Here is a 16,106-nt window from a genome sequence, read left to right as displayed (position 1 = left end):
AGACTTCCCTGTAAAAATAAAAAATGACCGGCCGTTATAAAAGCGGCCTCAAGAGGAGGCCGCAAAACACTCACGGAAATGGCGTGTCGCGTATCAACGAGTGTATTGACCCAATGGCCGCACCCAGATTGTTCAGACCGAGTTCAACTTCTCGACGAGCACCTTGAGTTCAAGGCTGCTTTCGCCCTGATCGAACAGGGTTTGCCACAGCTCATGGACGCCGACCTCAAGCGTACCGCCAAGGACTTGCACACTCAGTTTCAGCGACTGGGTCAATGTCCAATCCTCAGATTGAGCCGAACGGAAAACAAGGCTGCTGCCGTTGTCCGGATCGGTGAACAGCAGGTGCGTGTCCGCCCTGTCGACACGCCAGTCATCCTGCGCCCCGGTTGCCAGAATCAGGCGCGTGGGCATTGCGTCAACGCCAAGCCAGTCAGTGCAATCAACCACAATGCAATCGAAGTGCTGCCAGGCAGAGTCCGACACGTGATAAATCGACCCCGTGACCGCGCCTCCCAGAATCACTGTGCTGACACCGTCGGGCACCAGGGCCAGAAGGTCTTTCACCTCTCCCGCCACCTCCAGTGTCATGACATCCCCCTCACGGCTGGCCTTGTTCGCTGCAACCCACAGAACCTCTTTGGTATTGCGGTTGAAGATCAAGCCCTCCACCGGATCAAACAGCAGCGGAACACTCCCTCGCTGAGTACCGAGGAAGTTCGCCCACTGTCCGTCGGCCCTGCCGGAAACCTCAAATACACGATTGAGTTCAGGCACATAATAAGCATAACGGCCGGTCGAGTACCCGATCGGCAGGTAAGGTGCATGGGCCCGACCAGACACCAGGTTTTTCAGGCGTTCAGTCAGCGCTTCCGTCGACTCCATGTAACGATAGGACCAGGCGTTCTCGACACTGACAATCCGGGCCGGTTCGCCTTCAATCAGTTCGAGATTGACCCCCTCACGGGTACGGCCACGCAAACCGGTGCCATAGGGCAGCACTTGCGAAAATGTCCATGGCCCCCACACTTTTTCCGGTCTTGGGAGCGCGTCAGCATTGATCAACCGCCTGCCGCTGCCAAACGCGCGGCTCAACTGCTCGGGTTCGATGAACGCCTGACGGTAGAGGTGGCCGGTGCTCAGGCCGAGTAACCAGGCGTGCTTGCCATCACGAGTGACGGACAGCAGACGGCAACCCTTTTCAGCCGCGATATCCGCTATCAACAGCTTGTTACTCAGGTAACGCGCGAAGACAGGCAGCTGACCGGTGACGTCCGACAGCCCGGAGAGCGAAATCAGCGAAACCGCATACTCCTTGCCAAGGGTTTCCAGACCGCTCATCCACATCGGATGAGCATCCAGCCACTCCCCCGTCACGCCGTCCAGGAAAAAGCTCGCGTCCTGGCGAACGTCAAACATCAACCCGGACTCGTTGACGACCAGATACCCGCCGTCGCTGATCCTGAGCATGACGCTGCCGGGTATCGGAACCCGTTGCGCCTCATTGCCGGTAAAGGGCTGATGATAGAGGTGTTGACTGAGCGCATCGTGAAAAAGGAACGCTGTAGCGTCCGGGTCATTGGGTGGTAGCAGGCTCAATTGAGGTTGCGCCGCAGCGGTTTCGCTGACGGGCAGGTGCGGCGTCAACACTTGGTGACTCTGACCGTTGATCCATCTTGGCAGCGACGGCTTGCCGAGGTCGCCTGACGTCACCGTCACAAAGGACGCAGGTTTCCAGGACGCTTGCCCTTCGGCGCCGCCGACATCAGCGGCGACCGGTATATCGTGCTGCTGTAACAGCGCAACGACATCTTTCAAAGTATCGAAATAGTCAGGTGGCTCGCTCGACACCGATACCAATGTGATTTCCAGGCCATGAATCAGATAAACCACCAGGTAACGCTGGGTCTTGGTCAGGCGCACCCGTTGGGTCACTTGAACGACGCCGGCGCCCCGATCCAGGCAGCCGATGATCTGTGCCTCCTCACTTCCCCGGTTGAAGACGCTGTAGCGCCAGGTGGTCAAACCCGTGATGGCATTGACTCGCCATATCAGGGACTGGTCCGGGTGATAGAAATAAGCGTGATCGTCTTGCACCGCTGCCAGTTGCAGTTTGTCGCTGACGGAGCCCAGGAATTGACGGCCATAAACGAACCGTTCTTTTGCCACTTCGTACCAACCCACGGTGTATTGCGGTTTTTCCGGTTCGCCAAAAGGCAGCAAAAACTTGCCCGCAGGTATTAGAGCATTGCCTATGCGCTGCTGCTGGTGAAGCACTTTCAAACGGTCAAGTTCAGCCTGCGAGTAACGTCCGTCGGCCGCCTGAAGTGATGCCAGACTCAGTTTCCGGTGTTCCCGGTCAACGCGGTAGGTTTCGAGGTTTTTCGTTCGAACGTACACTTCGGTGCCGGTATCGATGCTCAGCTCAATACCGTCAATGTTCAATCCCGCGTCGCCGACACTGACTTGTTGTGGTGTGATCCAGTCGGCGATCAACACCCAGCTCACCGGCTCGTCACCCGGGCGTGCACTAAGGTGGACTGCCACGAGCCCTGGCCTGAGTGCGATAGAGTAAGCCCCCCTCACCGTGTCGATGCGGTAAGAAACCTTGCCCCTCATCTCTCGTGGTAACTCAGGAACGTACAGCGCCCGCGTTTCATTTCCTACGCGCACGGTAATGATCGTGGGCTCGTAAACAGGATTGAGTTTGTAGAGGATGTGCGGGAAAGGTCTGGCGTGGGTGAAGTAGAAACCTTCTTCCCTGGCCTCAAGATCCCGTAAAACGTCATATTGTGGATACGATTTGCGGGGCAGGAGGGACAAGCTACCGACCACGCTCAAGACCAGGTCGCTCCACTCAAAGACTTCCGGATCGGAACCCAGCTGATACTCATAGCCGTAATAGCACTTGGGTGTACCCGGAAGCAGCAAGGCCGAATCTGCCGCGACAGCGTTGAATCGACCATGAACGCGCGGGCCGGGAATCGCGACCTGTTTTGGCAGCCCCATGCTTTCGCGAACAATAATGGCGTTCTGTTTGTTGCCATCGGGCCGTGGGAGCCCTGAGCCACCCAAAGAGCGAAAGAGCCCCTGACTGCCGAACACCATCACCCCTTCGCGAAGATCAAGCATCTCCACCACCGACTCGGGCGTTATCGATACAACCCCCTCCTTGACCGAAAACGCCTGCGGGCTATACGCCGTTTTGAACCGGGTAAACAGTTCGGCCACTTTCTCGGCCTTGTCCCTGATTTGTCCGAGATTGCCGGCAATCGCCGTGACGCCGATGCCGATACCCAGCAGCGGCACCGACAAGAACCCTGCGACTGCACCTGCTGTCCCGCCGACCACCAGCGCGACGCCATCGAGCACAACCGCACTGACATCGAACAACAGCTGAGTGCCGAAACGCGCTTTTTGTTCGTGGTTTTCTGCGTTGTAGAGCTCATAAATATCAAAACCGATATTGACCACGCCCAACACCTGCCCCAACCCCGGGCCGGCGACACGCGTCAGCAGCCGCCCGCCTGCCGAAGCAGTCCTGACGGCGATCGCTCGCTCGGCAGTCACCAGCTGGCGAACCAGGTTCGCCATTTGCAGCGTGTCGAGCGCGATACCGTGGGCTAACTGCGCGTAACCCAGGTAGCCATGAAGACGAACGGCGACGGCCAGGTTCGACTCTGTTCCAGGCGACGCATTGTGGTCGCGATTGCGAAGTTCGGTGATCAACGCCTGGAAACCAAACGCAAAACTCAGCCGGCTACCCTCGGAAACATCCGTCGGATCGACAGGTTTATGTCCATCGCCGGGGCCCGCCAGGTACTCGATACTCTTGTCCAGAAACGATTTGATCTGCTTGAGGAACGGCTCTTTGGTTGTCACCTCGCGGATTCGTTGCGTTTTGACATCCATGAACGACAGTGTGTAGCCGTCATCCGGTTGGGCTTGCAGGGTGGCGAATACGGGAACGTACTCACTCCCCAGCTCATTCGCCGCTCTCACTCGGTCTGTGACCTGATCCATCTTCGTCGCCCAGACGCTGGCATCCCTTTCGGACAGGCCACGTCCCAATCGAGCGTTTTCGGACAGCGCGCGCGTGCGCAATTGGGCGTGATGAGACCACGGCGCGACGCTTTTTCCCGAGCTCAAGGATTCATTGCCCAACAGCGTCGATACTTGCAGTTTGGATGGCAGGTGCTTGCTGGCAAGGCGCTTGCCATCCAGTTCAATCACATTGAAAGGTGAGCGATTCGTTGACTCGATCGCATACTGCCTGGCCAGGTCGGACGTGCTGAACAGTGTCTTCATGCCAAGCTTGAGATGGTCTAACCGATCAAAACCGAAGACACCAAAATTGGGATCGTAGAAAGACCAGCTACTGTGTTCGGCCGTCCCGGTCCTGGCCACCATCATCGAATGGTTTTCGGTATTGAGCATCAACGTGCAAGGTGCGGATTTAGCCGCCAACGTCTCGAAGATTCCGTCGAAACTCAACGCGCCGAGCTTGTCGCCAAAATCGGCCTGGGGGATTGCGCGTAAATCGTCGAGCGCCTGAAGAAAGGCATGGGTATCACTTTCACTGGGCGAGAAATGCGCATTGGCCAATCTGCCGCTCAGTGCCTGTACGGCTTCGCGGCCCTGATGAGTCGCCGCCGCCATCAGCAAGGCCAGTGGATAACAGCGCCTGCCGGGGTCGCCGTCGCCCCGGACCAGCAAACCCTGCGGCATTAACCGAGCCATCGACGCACCCGCCTCCAGGAGTGTTTTACGCACCGAGGCACTGCGCTGAAGAATGTAGGTGCGCAGCTCGTACTCAGTCTGATGTCTGATGCGAGCCACACTCTCGCCCCATTGCCGAAGCGTCAGCGGTTTCTCGAATGAAAGAACCTTAAGTACCTGAGCGCTTTCCCTGGAGGGTTCAAACGGCGCTTTGACAGCGGCAAACGCCGCTTCGAACGCGGGGCTTTTCTGCGTGAGCAACACCTGTTCGATCGCCATGTAACGCTCGGACAGGCCCCGGTCAGACGTATTTTGCGCGAGCGCGCCAAGCTGCTGCCAGGCGGTGGTGAAACCGGCATTGTCCAGGGTCGGAGCGCCGAACAGACCGCCGAACACCACCCGATGTACCGGACTCAATTGTTCGAGCGGCAGAGACCCACGGGCAATGCGAACGATCATTTCATTCAGATTGCCAATCGGATCGAAACCAAGGGAAACCGGCAGTTCTGCAAGGGGCTGGTTCAGAATTCGTTGACGTTCATCGAAGTCCAGGGAAAAAGGTTTATCAAAACTCAACTCACCGCTGAGCTTTTCGTTCATCGCACGGATGAAGGGTTCCCCCAGCTCATCCATCAACCGCTGCAGGGTTCCAGTCAGCAAAACCGGTCGTCCCTCGATGAGCGGCCAGCCCTTTTCGAAGCTTAGGGTTTGCCCTCTCAACAGCTCGGAAAAATTCCCCTTGTAGCGTGTTTTCAGTTTCCCTTCGGCCCAGTTTTCTTGCTCTTTTTGCAACCATTCTTGCGGTGTTGCATTGATCGTCCAGCCAGAAACCTTCTCTTCTTCGGTGGCCACGTTGTAGCCATCCGATAATTTCAACCGATCTCGAACTTCGTCTTTCCCCTCAAACAGGAGATGCTTCTCCACGTACTCCTCAAGCCCTTTAATAGCAGCCCCGGGCCCGGTTAAATCAATGGTCCCTCGGGAGTCATAACGAATACCGTCACTGTAGTAAGTACCAATGGCAGCAACCAATTTGCCTAAATACTCTCGGCGCGTTTGTGACAGCGCAGGCACCTCGGCATTTTTTTCATTCACCATCGCCACGAGAATATCTTCTACGGCCGCGTTACTGTTCCAGTCTGCACCCTCCGTGCTCAATCGAGATTCAAACGCTGACAGGAAATCGTAGTTGAACCTGATAAATTCGATAATTGCCTGGATCGAGCCAGCGCCGGCATGCGCCACGATATGGGAATTCATTTCACCGTTGTTCTGAATCGCCATGCGAATACCGTCCATGGGCGTTTCACTATTTACCGGTACCGAGAATATGTCGTTAACACCCGGACGCTGCAGCGCAAACTCGGTTAATGCTTTCCTGTGTTGTTCAGGAATAATCATCGTGCGGTCAGGGTATCGACCGGGGTCGCGGCCGGGCATCAACGACTCATTGTGATTGAGCAGGAGTTGCAATACGCCAATTCGCGCACGTTCGTCGAAGGACGTGATATCGACACCGCCCAGTCGGTTCTTCAATTGCGGCAAGTAGTCCACATCACTGTAGCGGCCGCCCTCCAGCGCTTCGACCTGCAAACGAACCACATCGCTGGCCGCAGCAAAGTTCCCTCGTCCTGCCACCTCGCGCTGATAGGCGTCCCATAAAAGATGCTCTTTGAACACCTCACGAACATCACGTAACCGCAGATGCTCGTCCACCATGGCCAAGTGACTGTCCAGGCATTTTTGCCTGAAGGCGATGAGGGTGGCCTCGTCCTTGCCATAGGCACGGACCATCAGATCAATACGCGCCTCATCCGCCTTGCCAGCCCAGCGTTCCTGGCTGAGATGGGCCGCCATCTGCACCTTCAGCACCCGGGCCCGATGCTCGATCATCCGGGCCAGTTCTGCCGGCGTGGCGATTGTCGCTCCCCCCGATTCCATGGCATGCGCCCTGGCACTTTCCAGGATCACCCGATTCATCTCGAACGCCAGCACTGCGTCACTGTCGTACCACAGGTTGAACGTATGGCCTTCCTTGACCATGACCTCTTTCCAGATGTTGATGTAGTCTCGCTGAATAGCGCCCACTGCGCTCCCGCCCACCCAAACGAAGTGCATTATTTTCGGCACTGGCGGTGCAACCGGATTCAACATCCGAACAGTCTGGACGAGTCGGTTTGAATAGTTTTCGAGCCGCGCAGAGAGGTCGGCCAACGCTGGCGATATCGGCGCGGTTCGCTGGCCAATCAGAGCGTCCAGCGTGTCTTTGAACAATAACAACGGCGCCATCAGTTCAGTCCATCGCTGATCCTTTACGCACGCTGTGTAATAGCCAACCAACGCGTCATATTCAGGCGCGGCGTGAAACTCTCTCGCGAGTGTTTGAACATCGTCTGACTGGAAATACTGAAGAAACGACTTACCCGCCAAGGCTGGTACCTGAGATTGATTCATAACATCCATGTCCTTATAAGAATTTTTAAATACGCGCCGTCAGCAGCGTCGCGCACGGTCCATCCGTCGACGTTTGCGACCCTGAACTAACTTTGAAAACCAGCGCTGAAGGCTCTGGCGGTGATGGCACTCCAAACAACCTGCACAGTTGCTCTAACGAGGCCTCTATCGAACACAAGACACAACAAACACTAATTAAGCTACAAGACCCAAAAAATACTAAGCGATAAAATTAACAACCTCAATCGAACAACCAGCCAATTAAATAATTACACTTAAGCTCGCCAAACAAGTGTAACTTTTATATTTGACGGAAATGCTTATTAACAAACCGCGCGCGGCCGCAAAACAAACGGCCTGCGTGGGTTGTTTCAGAACATTAAGAACCGGATCGCGAATTGTCTGATGCGTCCGCGAGCACTTTCCACGCGTGTCCGGTCAATGTACTGCGGGCATGCGGACGTTTTTCTGCGGATGCGCGGTGAAAAATCTTACGCTCCGGAAGGGGGGACTGCGGCCAGCAGATCTGGCCGCGATGGCTTACCCGGCAGGCTTGTCGCCGTACCAGCGCGGCGTATACACCCACTGGCCACCCTCCGCGCGAGGGAATACGCAGGTGGTGGAAGAGCCGACCAGCACCATGGTGCGCATGTCGACCTGATCAGGGGTCAGTTCACCGAGCGTGGTGACACGCAACGTCTGGCCCGGACGACCAATGTCGCGCCCCAACACCACCGGCGTTTCAGCGGTGCGGTGCTGCGCGACGATCTCCAGTGCTCGCCCCAATTGCCAGGGACGCGACCGCGAAATCGGGTTGTAGAACGCCAGCGCCAGGTCAGCCTGCGACGCCAGGTCCAGCCGTTTCTCGATGATCGACCATGGCTTGAGATTGTCCGACAGGGACATCACGCAGAAGTCGTGACCCAGTGGCGCACCGGCCTGAGCCGCCGTTGCCAGGGAGGCAGAGACACCCGGAAGAATCTCCAGATCAACGCTGTGCCAACCCGGCTCACTCGACTCGTGCAATGCTTCAAGCACCGCCGCAGCCATGGCAAACACGCCCGGATCCCCCGACGACACCACCACCACCGACCGTCCTTGGGCTGCCAGTTCAAAAGCGTGGCGAGCGCGCTGCATTTCCTCGCGATTGTCGGTGCAATGCAGCACTTGATCCTCGCGAAACGGCCCGGCCATGCGCACGTAGGTTTCATAACCCAGCACGTCATTGGCACGCGCCAGTTCGGCCTTGACCGCCGGCACCATCAGTTCGGCGGCGCCAGGGCCCAGGCCGATCACGGCCAAGCGACCACGCGCACGACCGATCTGCGCAACCTCCAGTGGCTGGTTGGCCACCGCGACGGCAATGCCGGTTTCAGCCGACACGACGGCAGCGTTCGGCACAGTGTGGCGGGCCAACTCGCTGACGTCGCCGCTGACCGAGGCAAATCGCAGCGGCACACCCAGCTCCAGTGCCGCTTCACGCAACGCAGGATTGGCCATGTGCAGTTCGCTGGCCAACAAACACGCCAGCGACTGCACGGCGATGTTCGCCTGATGCAGCGACGTGCGAATCGCGTCCGGCAGATCCGTCACCTCGGCATTCACCGCCACCAGCACGTTGCGCGAATAGATCAGCAATTCATTGGCCGCCGGCGTGCGCTCGGCACTGCCGACATGGATCGACAACGACGCCAGTGGGTCTTCCGGTAACTGCGCTTGCGCCAGCCACGGCGCGGCGCCTTCGATGCGCACGCTTTGTCCGGCGAGCAAATCCGAGACGAAGCGCTTGCCCAGTTCCAGATCGCCGAGGGCGTAGCCGCTGGGTGGATTGAGCAGGCAAGTGCCGAAGCGTAATTCACCGCTGGTGGTGATCGCCGCGCCCACTTCGAGACCGGCAGCAATTACCCGAGCCATGACGTTCACGCCACCGAGTCCGCCCAGCAGCGGCACCACGGCGCTGCCGTCTTCGGCGACGGCCAGCACCGGTGGTTCGGCGCCCTTTTCCAGCAGCAATGGCGCCAGGGTGCGAATCACGATCCCGGCAGCGCACAGGGCAATGATCGGTGTGTCGTGCAGATACAACTCACGCAAGGTCGCGCCGAACTCGTGATAGACACGGTCCGCGCCCTCAACCCGTTCGGCCAGGCCATGGATCAAGGCACCGGGGTAAATCTGCTGAATCTTGCGTGCAGTGGCGAGGCTGCCATTGCCAAGAATGACAATCGCCGGAACTGGACGGGCCATCAGCCTTGCCACCTTTCACCGGGAACGATGATCAGCGAGAAGTACGGCGAGGACATCGGCTCGACCTGATCCAGCGGAACGATTTTCTGATTGGCCATGGTCGCGCGCTCGACGTACAGCGCACGCTCCGCCAGACCAAGCTCTTCGAGCACCTGACGGACCTTGGGGAAGTTGCGCCCCAGCTTCATGATCACCGCCGCATCGGCATCGGCCAGTCGACGCTTGAGGTCCTCGTGCGGCAGAACGCCGGACAACACCGACAAACTCTGATTGCGATAGACCAACGGCGCGCCCAGCACCGAAGCGCCGCCCAGCATCGAGCACACGCCCGGCACCACTTCGGCTTCGTAGCGTTCGGCCAGGCGATCGTGCAGGTACATGTAGGAGCCGTAGAAGAACGGATCGCCTTCGCAGATCACCGCCACGTCACGGCCAGCGTCGAGGTGTGCGGCAAGTTCTTCACCGGCCGCATCGTAGAAATCGCTGATCACTTGCTCGTACGACAGCGGCGCCGGCAGCGCTTCGGTGGTCACCGGATACACCAGCGGCAGCAGCGTTTGTGCTTCCTGCAAATGCGCTTCGATGATGCCGAAAGCGTTGCCCTTCTTGCCCTTGGCGACGAAGTACGCCACCACCGGCGATTCGCGCAGCAGGCGCAGGGCTTTGACGGTAATCAGCTCCGGATCACCGGGGCCGACGCCCAGGCCGATCAAGCGTCCAGGTGACTGCATCATTCGATCTCCGTGGCGAGGGCGTTGACGGCGGCGGCGGCCATGGCGCTACCGCCCAGCCGGCCTTGCATGATGACAAACGGCACGCCGCGGCTGTCTGCCGCGAGCGCTGCCTTGGATTCGGCGGCGCCGACGAAGCCGACCGGGAAGCCGAGGATCAGTGCCGGTTTCGGTGCGCCGGCGTCGAGCATTTCCAACAGATAGAACAACGCGGTCGGCGCGTTGCCAATCACCACCACGCTGCCTTCCAGATGCGGACGCCACAGCTCCAGCGCGGCGGCGGAACGGGTGTTGCCCAGCTCACGGGCCAGCTCCGGAACGCTTTCATCGCGCAGGGTGCAAATCACTTGATTGTTGGCCGGCAAGCGCGTGCGGGTCACGCCCTCGCTGACCATTCGCGCGTCGCACAGGATCGGCGCACCGGCGGCCAGCGCATCGCGCCCGGCCTTGCCCGCGCCTTCGGAAAACTGCAGACCGTCGATGGCGTCGACCATGCCGCAGGCGTGTATCACTCGCACCGCGAGTTTTTCCAGATCGGCCGGGAAGCGCTCAAGGTTGGCCTCGGCACGAATGATCGCGAAGGAGTTGCGATAGATCTCCTGACCGTCGCGGATGTAATCAAGCATCTAAGGGGCTCCGTGAGCGGGCGTCGAGCAAGGCCGCGACCGCTTCAATAGTAAGGTTGCGTGCGTGCAGCGTGCCGAAACCCGGCTGCGCTGCATCGCGAAAATAGAGGTCGTAGTGACCGGAAGAAACCGCCAGCAAGGTCACTGGCGCAACGTGTGCGGCCGCGCAGGAACGCGGGCAGCCGGACAAATGCACATTCAGCGTCTGACCGTGACGTTGCAGCAGTGCCGCCAGTTGCCGGGCATCGCCCTTGGTGTCGGCGAGGCCTTTGCCGCAACCGGTCGCGCCGGTGCAGGCGATGAGATGCGCCAGGGCATCGTCGGCTGAGCAGCGCAGGCCGAGATGTTCGAGGCTGTGGATAACGTGAGCCGCGTCGTCGGCATGAACGCCGGGGATTAACAGGCTTTGCCAGGGCGTAAAACGCAGGGAGCCATCGCCCTGCTCGCGGGCCAGTTGTGCAGCACCTCTGAGCATCGCCGGATTGAGGCGGCCCAGCGGTGGCACTGCGCCGATGTACACACGATTGGCACCACGCTGCGGATGAGCGCCGATGTGCAGCACATCTGGATTGGCCCGGCGTTGCCAACCCTCAATGGGCATTAACGGCACACGTTCGGCGAGTAGCGCGACAAACCCGTCGAGTGAGCATTCGGCAAGCAGATGCCGCATGCGGGTCTGCTCGGGGCGCGCCAGTTCAAGGAACAACTCGAGCACTGCGACCACCAGTGTATGCCCCCGCTCCAGCGATACCGCACCTACGGGCGAGTCGACAAGGCAACCCGCCAGGCCGAACACATACACTCGCTCACCGTCTCGTTCAGTGGCGGACAACCAAAGATCATGAGGATGTTCGAGCATCGCCAGACTTTCGCCGCCATCCAGTTGCACGGCGAACTTGGCACTGAGGTCGTGAAAGCGTTCATCGCTTTGCAGCGTGACGAGGATCTGTTCAGCCAGCGGGCGCGTATCGATCAGCATCTGCGGATCAAAGCCGGCGCCGGGGCTGAGCATCAGATTGCGCACATCATCGCCCGCCGCGCTGGTCGGGCCGAGCCCGGCGGCCATCAGGCTGTCGATCAACGCGTCGTGCTCACTGCCGATCCCGCGAATCTGCAGGTTGGCGCGGTTGGTGGCCTCGATCACTCCGCCTGCAAAACGCTCGGCCGCATCGGCCACCGCTTCCGCCTGAACCGCGCTGATGGAACCGCCGGTCAATTTGATCCGGCAGATGCCGCCATCCAGTGCCTGGACAATACGCAGCAACCCCGGGCAGGCCGAGGGGCGTAAGGCTGAGGACATCGGGCGTTCGTTCAAGGGGGCGACCGGCAATGGGGAAAGACGCTTCGCGGGCGAAGGCGCGGTATTATGCCTGCTTTGTCAGGCGGCATGAAAAGCCTGCCCGTCGGAACAGCGCGTTTGAAGACTATTTTTGAGGGCTACAGATGTCACCCTGGCTGACAGTAGTGGGAATCGGCGAAGACGGCTTCAAGGGCCTGGGCAAAAACGCCCGGCACTCCCTGCTGCGCGCTTCGCGGATCGTTGGCGGTCAGCGCCAACTGGATTTGCTGCCGGCCTGCATCCGTGGCGAGCGGCAGTTGTGGCCCAGCCCTTTTTCCCTTGAACCGGTCCTGACGCTGCGTGGCGAACCGGTCTGCGTACTGGCCAGCGGTGACCCGATGTTCTTCGGCGTCGGTGCCAGCCTGGCCCGGCAAGTGCCCAACGCTGAAATGCTGATCCTGCCCGCGCCCTCTTCCTGCTCGCTCGCAGCGGCGCGAATGGGCTGGCCGTTGCAGGAGGTGGTGACGCTTTCGGTGGTCGCCCGTCCCCTCGCCGCACTCAACGCGCAGTTGTTCAGCGGCGTGCGTTTGCTGGTGCTGAGCAACGATTGCCAAAGCCCGGCCGCCATCGCTGAGTTGCTGCGTGAGCGCGGTTTCGGTCCGAGCCGTCTCAGCGTGCTGGAACATCTGGGCGGAACCGCCGAACGGCGCATCGATGGGGTGGCCAATGACTGGAACAATCCAGCGGTCGCCGATCTGAACCTGATCGCCATCGAGTGCATCGCCGAGCCGAACTCACCGCGTCTCTCGCGACTGGCCGGCCTGCCAGACTCGGCCTTCCAGCACGACGGTCAACTGACCAAACGCGACGTCCGCGCGATCACCCTTGCGCGCCTCGCCCCAGTGCCCGGCGAACTGCTGTGGGATGTCGGCGCCGGCAGCGGCTCGATCGGCATCGAATGGATGCGCGCTCACCCCGGTTGCCGCGCGCTGGCGATCGAAGCCGATGAAGGCCGGCAGTTGTTAATCGAACACAATCGCGATGCCCTCGGCGTGCCGGGTTTACAGCTGATTCGCGGCAGTGCGCCGCAAGCCTTGGTCGGGCTTGAACGTCCGGATGCAATATTCATCGGTGGCGGCGTTACCCGCAAGGGCGTGCTCGACGCCTGTTGGACGCAACTCAAACCCGGCGGCCGACTGATCGCCAACGCGGTCACGCTGCAAAGCGAAGTGACCCTGATGGCCTGGCGCGAGCGCCACGGCGGTGAGCTGACCCGCATTCACGTCGCCCAGGCCCAGCCACTCGGGGAGTTCGACACCTGGCGCCAGGCGTTGCCAATCACCTTGCTGGACGTGACGAAGCCTCTCGATGCGTGACGAAACCGCCGAACAACCCGCCCCACTGCGCAGCGGCCTGACCACCGGCAGTTGTGCCACCGCGACCAGTCTCGCGGCGGCGCGTTTGTTGTTGAGCGGGATGACTGCGGACGCCGTCGAAATCGTATTGCCCAAGGGCAAGCAGGTGCAGATGCGCCTGGAGTTCTGCCGACTGATCGACGACGGCGCCGAAGCCGGGACGATCAAGGATGCCGGGGATGACCCGGACGTGACCCATGGCGCTTTGTTGTATTCCCAGGTGCGATTGAGTGCCGCGCCGGGCATCCGTTTCAACGCCGGTCGCGGCGTCGGCACGGTGACCCGGCCGGGGCTGGTGTTGGGTGTTGGCGAGCCGGCGATCAACCCGGTGCCGCGCAAAATGATCAGCGAGCACCTGACGTTGCTGGCCACAGAGCTCGGCTACGGCGGCGGCTTTGAGGTCACGGTCAACGTAGAGGACGGCGAAGCACTGGCGCTGAAAACCATGAACCCGCGCCTGGGCATTCTCGGCGGGCTGTCGATCCTCGGCACCAGCGGCATCGTCCGGCCATTTTCCTGCGCGGCCTACATTGCCTCGATCCACCAAGGCATCGACGTCGCCAAAACCAACGGTTACCTGCACATCGCCGCGTGCACCGGCAACGCCAGCGAAGACACCATGCGCCGCGTCTACGACCTGCCGGAAATCGCCCTGATCGAAATGGGCGACTTCGTCGGCGCGGTCCTTAAACACTTGCGCAAAGTGCCGGTAGAAAAACTCAGCCTGTGCGGCGGCTTCGGCAAGATCAGCAAACTGGCGGCCGGGCACATGGATTTGCACAGTCGGCACTCCAGCATCGACCTGCCGCAACTGGCCGAATGGGCCGCCGCGATAGGTGCCGACGAAGTGTTACAGCAAGGCATTCGCGAAGCCAATACCAGCCAGCAAGCCCTGGCGATGGCCAGCGCGGCGGGCATCGCCCTTGGTGATGCGGTGTGTCAGCACGCGCTGGACTTCGCCCGCAGCGTGGTGCCAACGCAGGTTCAAGTCGAAGTGTTTGCCATCGATCGCCAGGGCGGGATTGTCGGCCATGCAGGAGCTTTCCAATGAAGCGAATTTTGCTGCTGGGCGGCGTGACCGAAGCCTTGGCCATCGCCCGCACCCTCGGGCCGGAACACATCTACAGCTTGGCCGGCGTCGGTCGCGTGCCGACGGACCTGACCTGCCAGGTGCGCGTTGGCGGTTACGGCGGCGCCGAAGGCCTGGCGCAGTTCATTCGCGATGAAGGCATCGACTTGCTGCTGGACGCGACCCATCCCTACGCCGCACAAATCAGCCACAACGCCGCCACCGCCGCGAAGCTGACCGGCATCGCATGCTGGGCATTGCGGCGCCCGGCCTGGCAACCACAGGCCGGCGATGACTGGCGGGACGTCAGCGATTGGGCCGAACTGATCGCCGCCCTCCAACCCTTCCACCGACCGCTGTTCACCCTCGGCCGCGAGCCCTTGCAACACCTGCATGAAATCCCGCCGGAGCAATTCTGGACCTTGCGCGCACTGGACGTTTACCCCGGCAACGACCGCTGCGAAGTCATCGGCGCGCGCGGGCCGTTCCTGATCGAGGATGAACGGGCGTTGTTTGAGCGGCGACAGATTGATGTGCTAATCAGCAAGAACAGCGGCAGCACCGCGACCGAGCCGAAGCTGGAAGTGGCGCGGGAACGCGGGGTGCCGGTGATTGTGTTGCGGCGGCCGGTGTTGCCGGGGGTGGATCGGGAGTTTGGGTCGGTGGGTGAAGTGCTGAAAGCCCTGTCGGTGTCAGACGAATCCTGATTTCTGCCTAACCCTGCGAATCTGCCGGCAACACTCTCGGACGGAGCTGGCTATTCACGCTATGGCTTCAATCCTATAGTCCGGGTTCTCAAATTCTAACAAGCACACCAACCCAACATCTTAGGGACGATCAAATTCGGCCCGAGGAAAGTGCGGCTTGCCAACCTGTATCCCAAGGAATACGATCGAACATGATCGACTTTGAACGATCCCGAGCATTTGGTGATTGGCTTGATTCACTGAGAGACGTCATTGGCAAAGCTCGGATCATCGCGAAGCTTCGAGCAGCCGAACATGAGAATTTCGGAGATTGCGAACCCGTAGGCGGCACTGTTTATGAAATGCGCGTGCATTACGGTCCCGGTTACAGGATCTATTTCACCCGACGAGGTGAAGTGGTTTATCTGCTGCTGATGGGCGGTGACAAGTCGACACAAAAACGAGATATCAAACGCGCCATTCAACTAGCGCAAAACATCGGTAATGGGGAGTCATCATGACCGAACAATTCACCCGTTTCGACGCTGCCGAATTTCTCAAAACACCTGAGGAAATGGCCGCTTATCTGGATGCATGCTTTGACGAAGATGCAGGCGATGGAGTGCTCATACGTGCCGCACTCAACGACATTGCCCGCGCACAGGGTATGACCCAGGTTGCCCGTGACGCAGGCCTGGGTCGTGAAAGTTTGTACAAAGCATTGGGAAGCACTGGCAATCCGGAATTCGCGACTATCATGAAGGTTATGAAAGCCTTGGGCCTGCGCTTGCATGCCACGGCTCTCTGATCGCACTGCGACACCACACCGCACGCCGCTTTTTTACTTATCGGCCCTGATCAGGCTAAATAGCCGCGCCTGATC

The 16,106-nt window shown here is 59.9% G+C and carries 10 protein-coding genes; 5 read left to right on the top strand and 5 right to left on the bottom strand.

Going from position 1 to position 16,106, the window contains the following annotated elements; all coding sequences use genetic code 11:
- Positions 1-132: 132 nt before the first annotated feature.
- From DJ564_RS04145 to cobG, 5 genes are all read right to left on the bottom strand, one after another.
- Complete coding sequence (locus DJ564_RS04145; RefSeq protein ID WP_162556169.1) at positions 133-7,173, bottom strand: TcdA/TcdB pore-forming domain-containing protein; 7,041 nt, start codon at positions 7,171-7,173, stop codon at positions 133-135.
- Between the two features lie 540 nt (positions 7,174-7,713).
- A complete protein-coding gene (gene cobJ / locus DJ564_RS04140) occupies positions 7,714-9,417 on the bottom strand; it encodes a precorrin-3B C(17)-methyltransferase (protein ID WP_109627774.1) in 1,704 nt (567 codons plus the stop codon).
- Positions 9,417-10,148, bottom strand: coding sequence for a precorrin-2 C(20)-methyltransferase (locus tag DJ564_RS04135; RefSeq protein WP_109627773.1), 732 nt, complete (start codon positions 10,146-10,148; stop codon positions 9,417-9,419). The genes cobJ and DJ564_RS04135 overlap by 1 nt, the downstream gene beginning before the upstream one ends.
- Positions 10,148-10,774, bottom strand: coding sequence for a precorrin-8X methylmutase (locus DJ564_RS04130; protein WP_109627772.1), 627 nt, complete (start codon positions 10,772-10,774; stop codon positions 10,148-10,150). Before DJ564_RS04130 ends, DJ564_RS04135 begins: the two co-directional genes overlap by 1 nt.
- Positions 10,767-12,074 carry a precorrin-3B synthase gene (gene cobG / locus DJ564_RS04125; protein WP_109627771.1) on the bottom strand — a complete coding sequence of 436 codons (1,308 nt, stop codon included), beginning with the start codon at positions 12,072-12,074 and terminating at the stop codon, positions 10,767-10,769. The genes DJ564_RS04130 and cobG overlap by 8 nt, the downstream gene beginning before the upstream one ends.
- 143 nt (positions 12,075-12,217) lie before the next feature.
- Here cobG and cbiE point away from each other — a divergent pair, with 143 nt between their 5' ends.
- The 5 genes from cbiE (at position 12,218) to DJ564_RS04100 (ending at position 16,031) form a co-directional block, all read left to right on the top strand.
- Positions 12,218-13,429 (top strand): precorrin-6y C5,15-methyltransferase (decarboxylating) subunit CbiE, encoded by a 1,212-nt coding sequence (cbiE, locus tag DJ564_RS04120; RefSeq protein WP_109627770.1) that lies wholly within the window; start codon positions 12,218-12,220, stop codon positions 13,427-13,429.
- A complete protein-coding gene (locus DJ564_RS04115) occupies positions 13,422-14,519 on the top strand; it encodes a cobalt-precorrin-5B (C(1))-methyltransferase (RefSeq protein ID WP_109627769.1) in 1,098 nt (365 codons plus the stop codon). The genes cbiE and DJ564_RS04115 overlap by 8 nt, the downstream gene beginning before the upstream one ends.
- Complete coding sequence (locus tag DJ564_RS04110; protein WP_109627768.1) at positions 14,516-15,244, top strand: cobalt-precorrin-6A reductase; 729 nt, start codon at positions 14,516-14,518, stop codon at positions 15,242-15,244. Before DJ564_RS04115 ends, DJ564_RS04110 begins: the two co-directional genes overlap by 4 nt.
- Positions 15,245-15,435: 191 nt before the next feature.
- On the top strand, positions 15,436-15,744 hold the full coding sequence (locus DJ564_RS04105) for a type II toxin-antitoxin system RelE/ParE family toxin (RefSeq protein ID WP_109627767.1): 309 nt from the start codon (positions 15,436-15,438) through the stop codon (positions 15,742-15,744).
- The gene (locus DJ564_RS04100; RefSeq protein WP_109627766.1) at positions 15,741-16,031 is read left to right on the top strand and encodes an addiction module antidote protein; all 291 of its coding nucleotides are present in this window, start codon (positions 15,741-15,743) and stop codon (positions 16,029-16,031) included. Before DJ564_RS04105 ends, DJ564_RS04100 begins: the two co-directional genes overlap by 4 nt.
- Positions 16,032-16,106 lie beyond the last annotated feature (75 nt).

The sequence above is a fragment of the Pseudomonas sp. 31-12 genome (assembly GCF_003151075.1).
In the GTDB taxonomy this organism is placed as follows: Bacteria; Pseudomonadota; Gammaproteobacteria; order Pseudomonadales; family Pseudomonadaceae; genus Aquipseudomonas.
The sequence above is the reverse complement of the archived record's forward strand: the minus strand, read 5'-3'. Positions and strand labels throughout refer to the sequence as shown.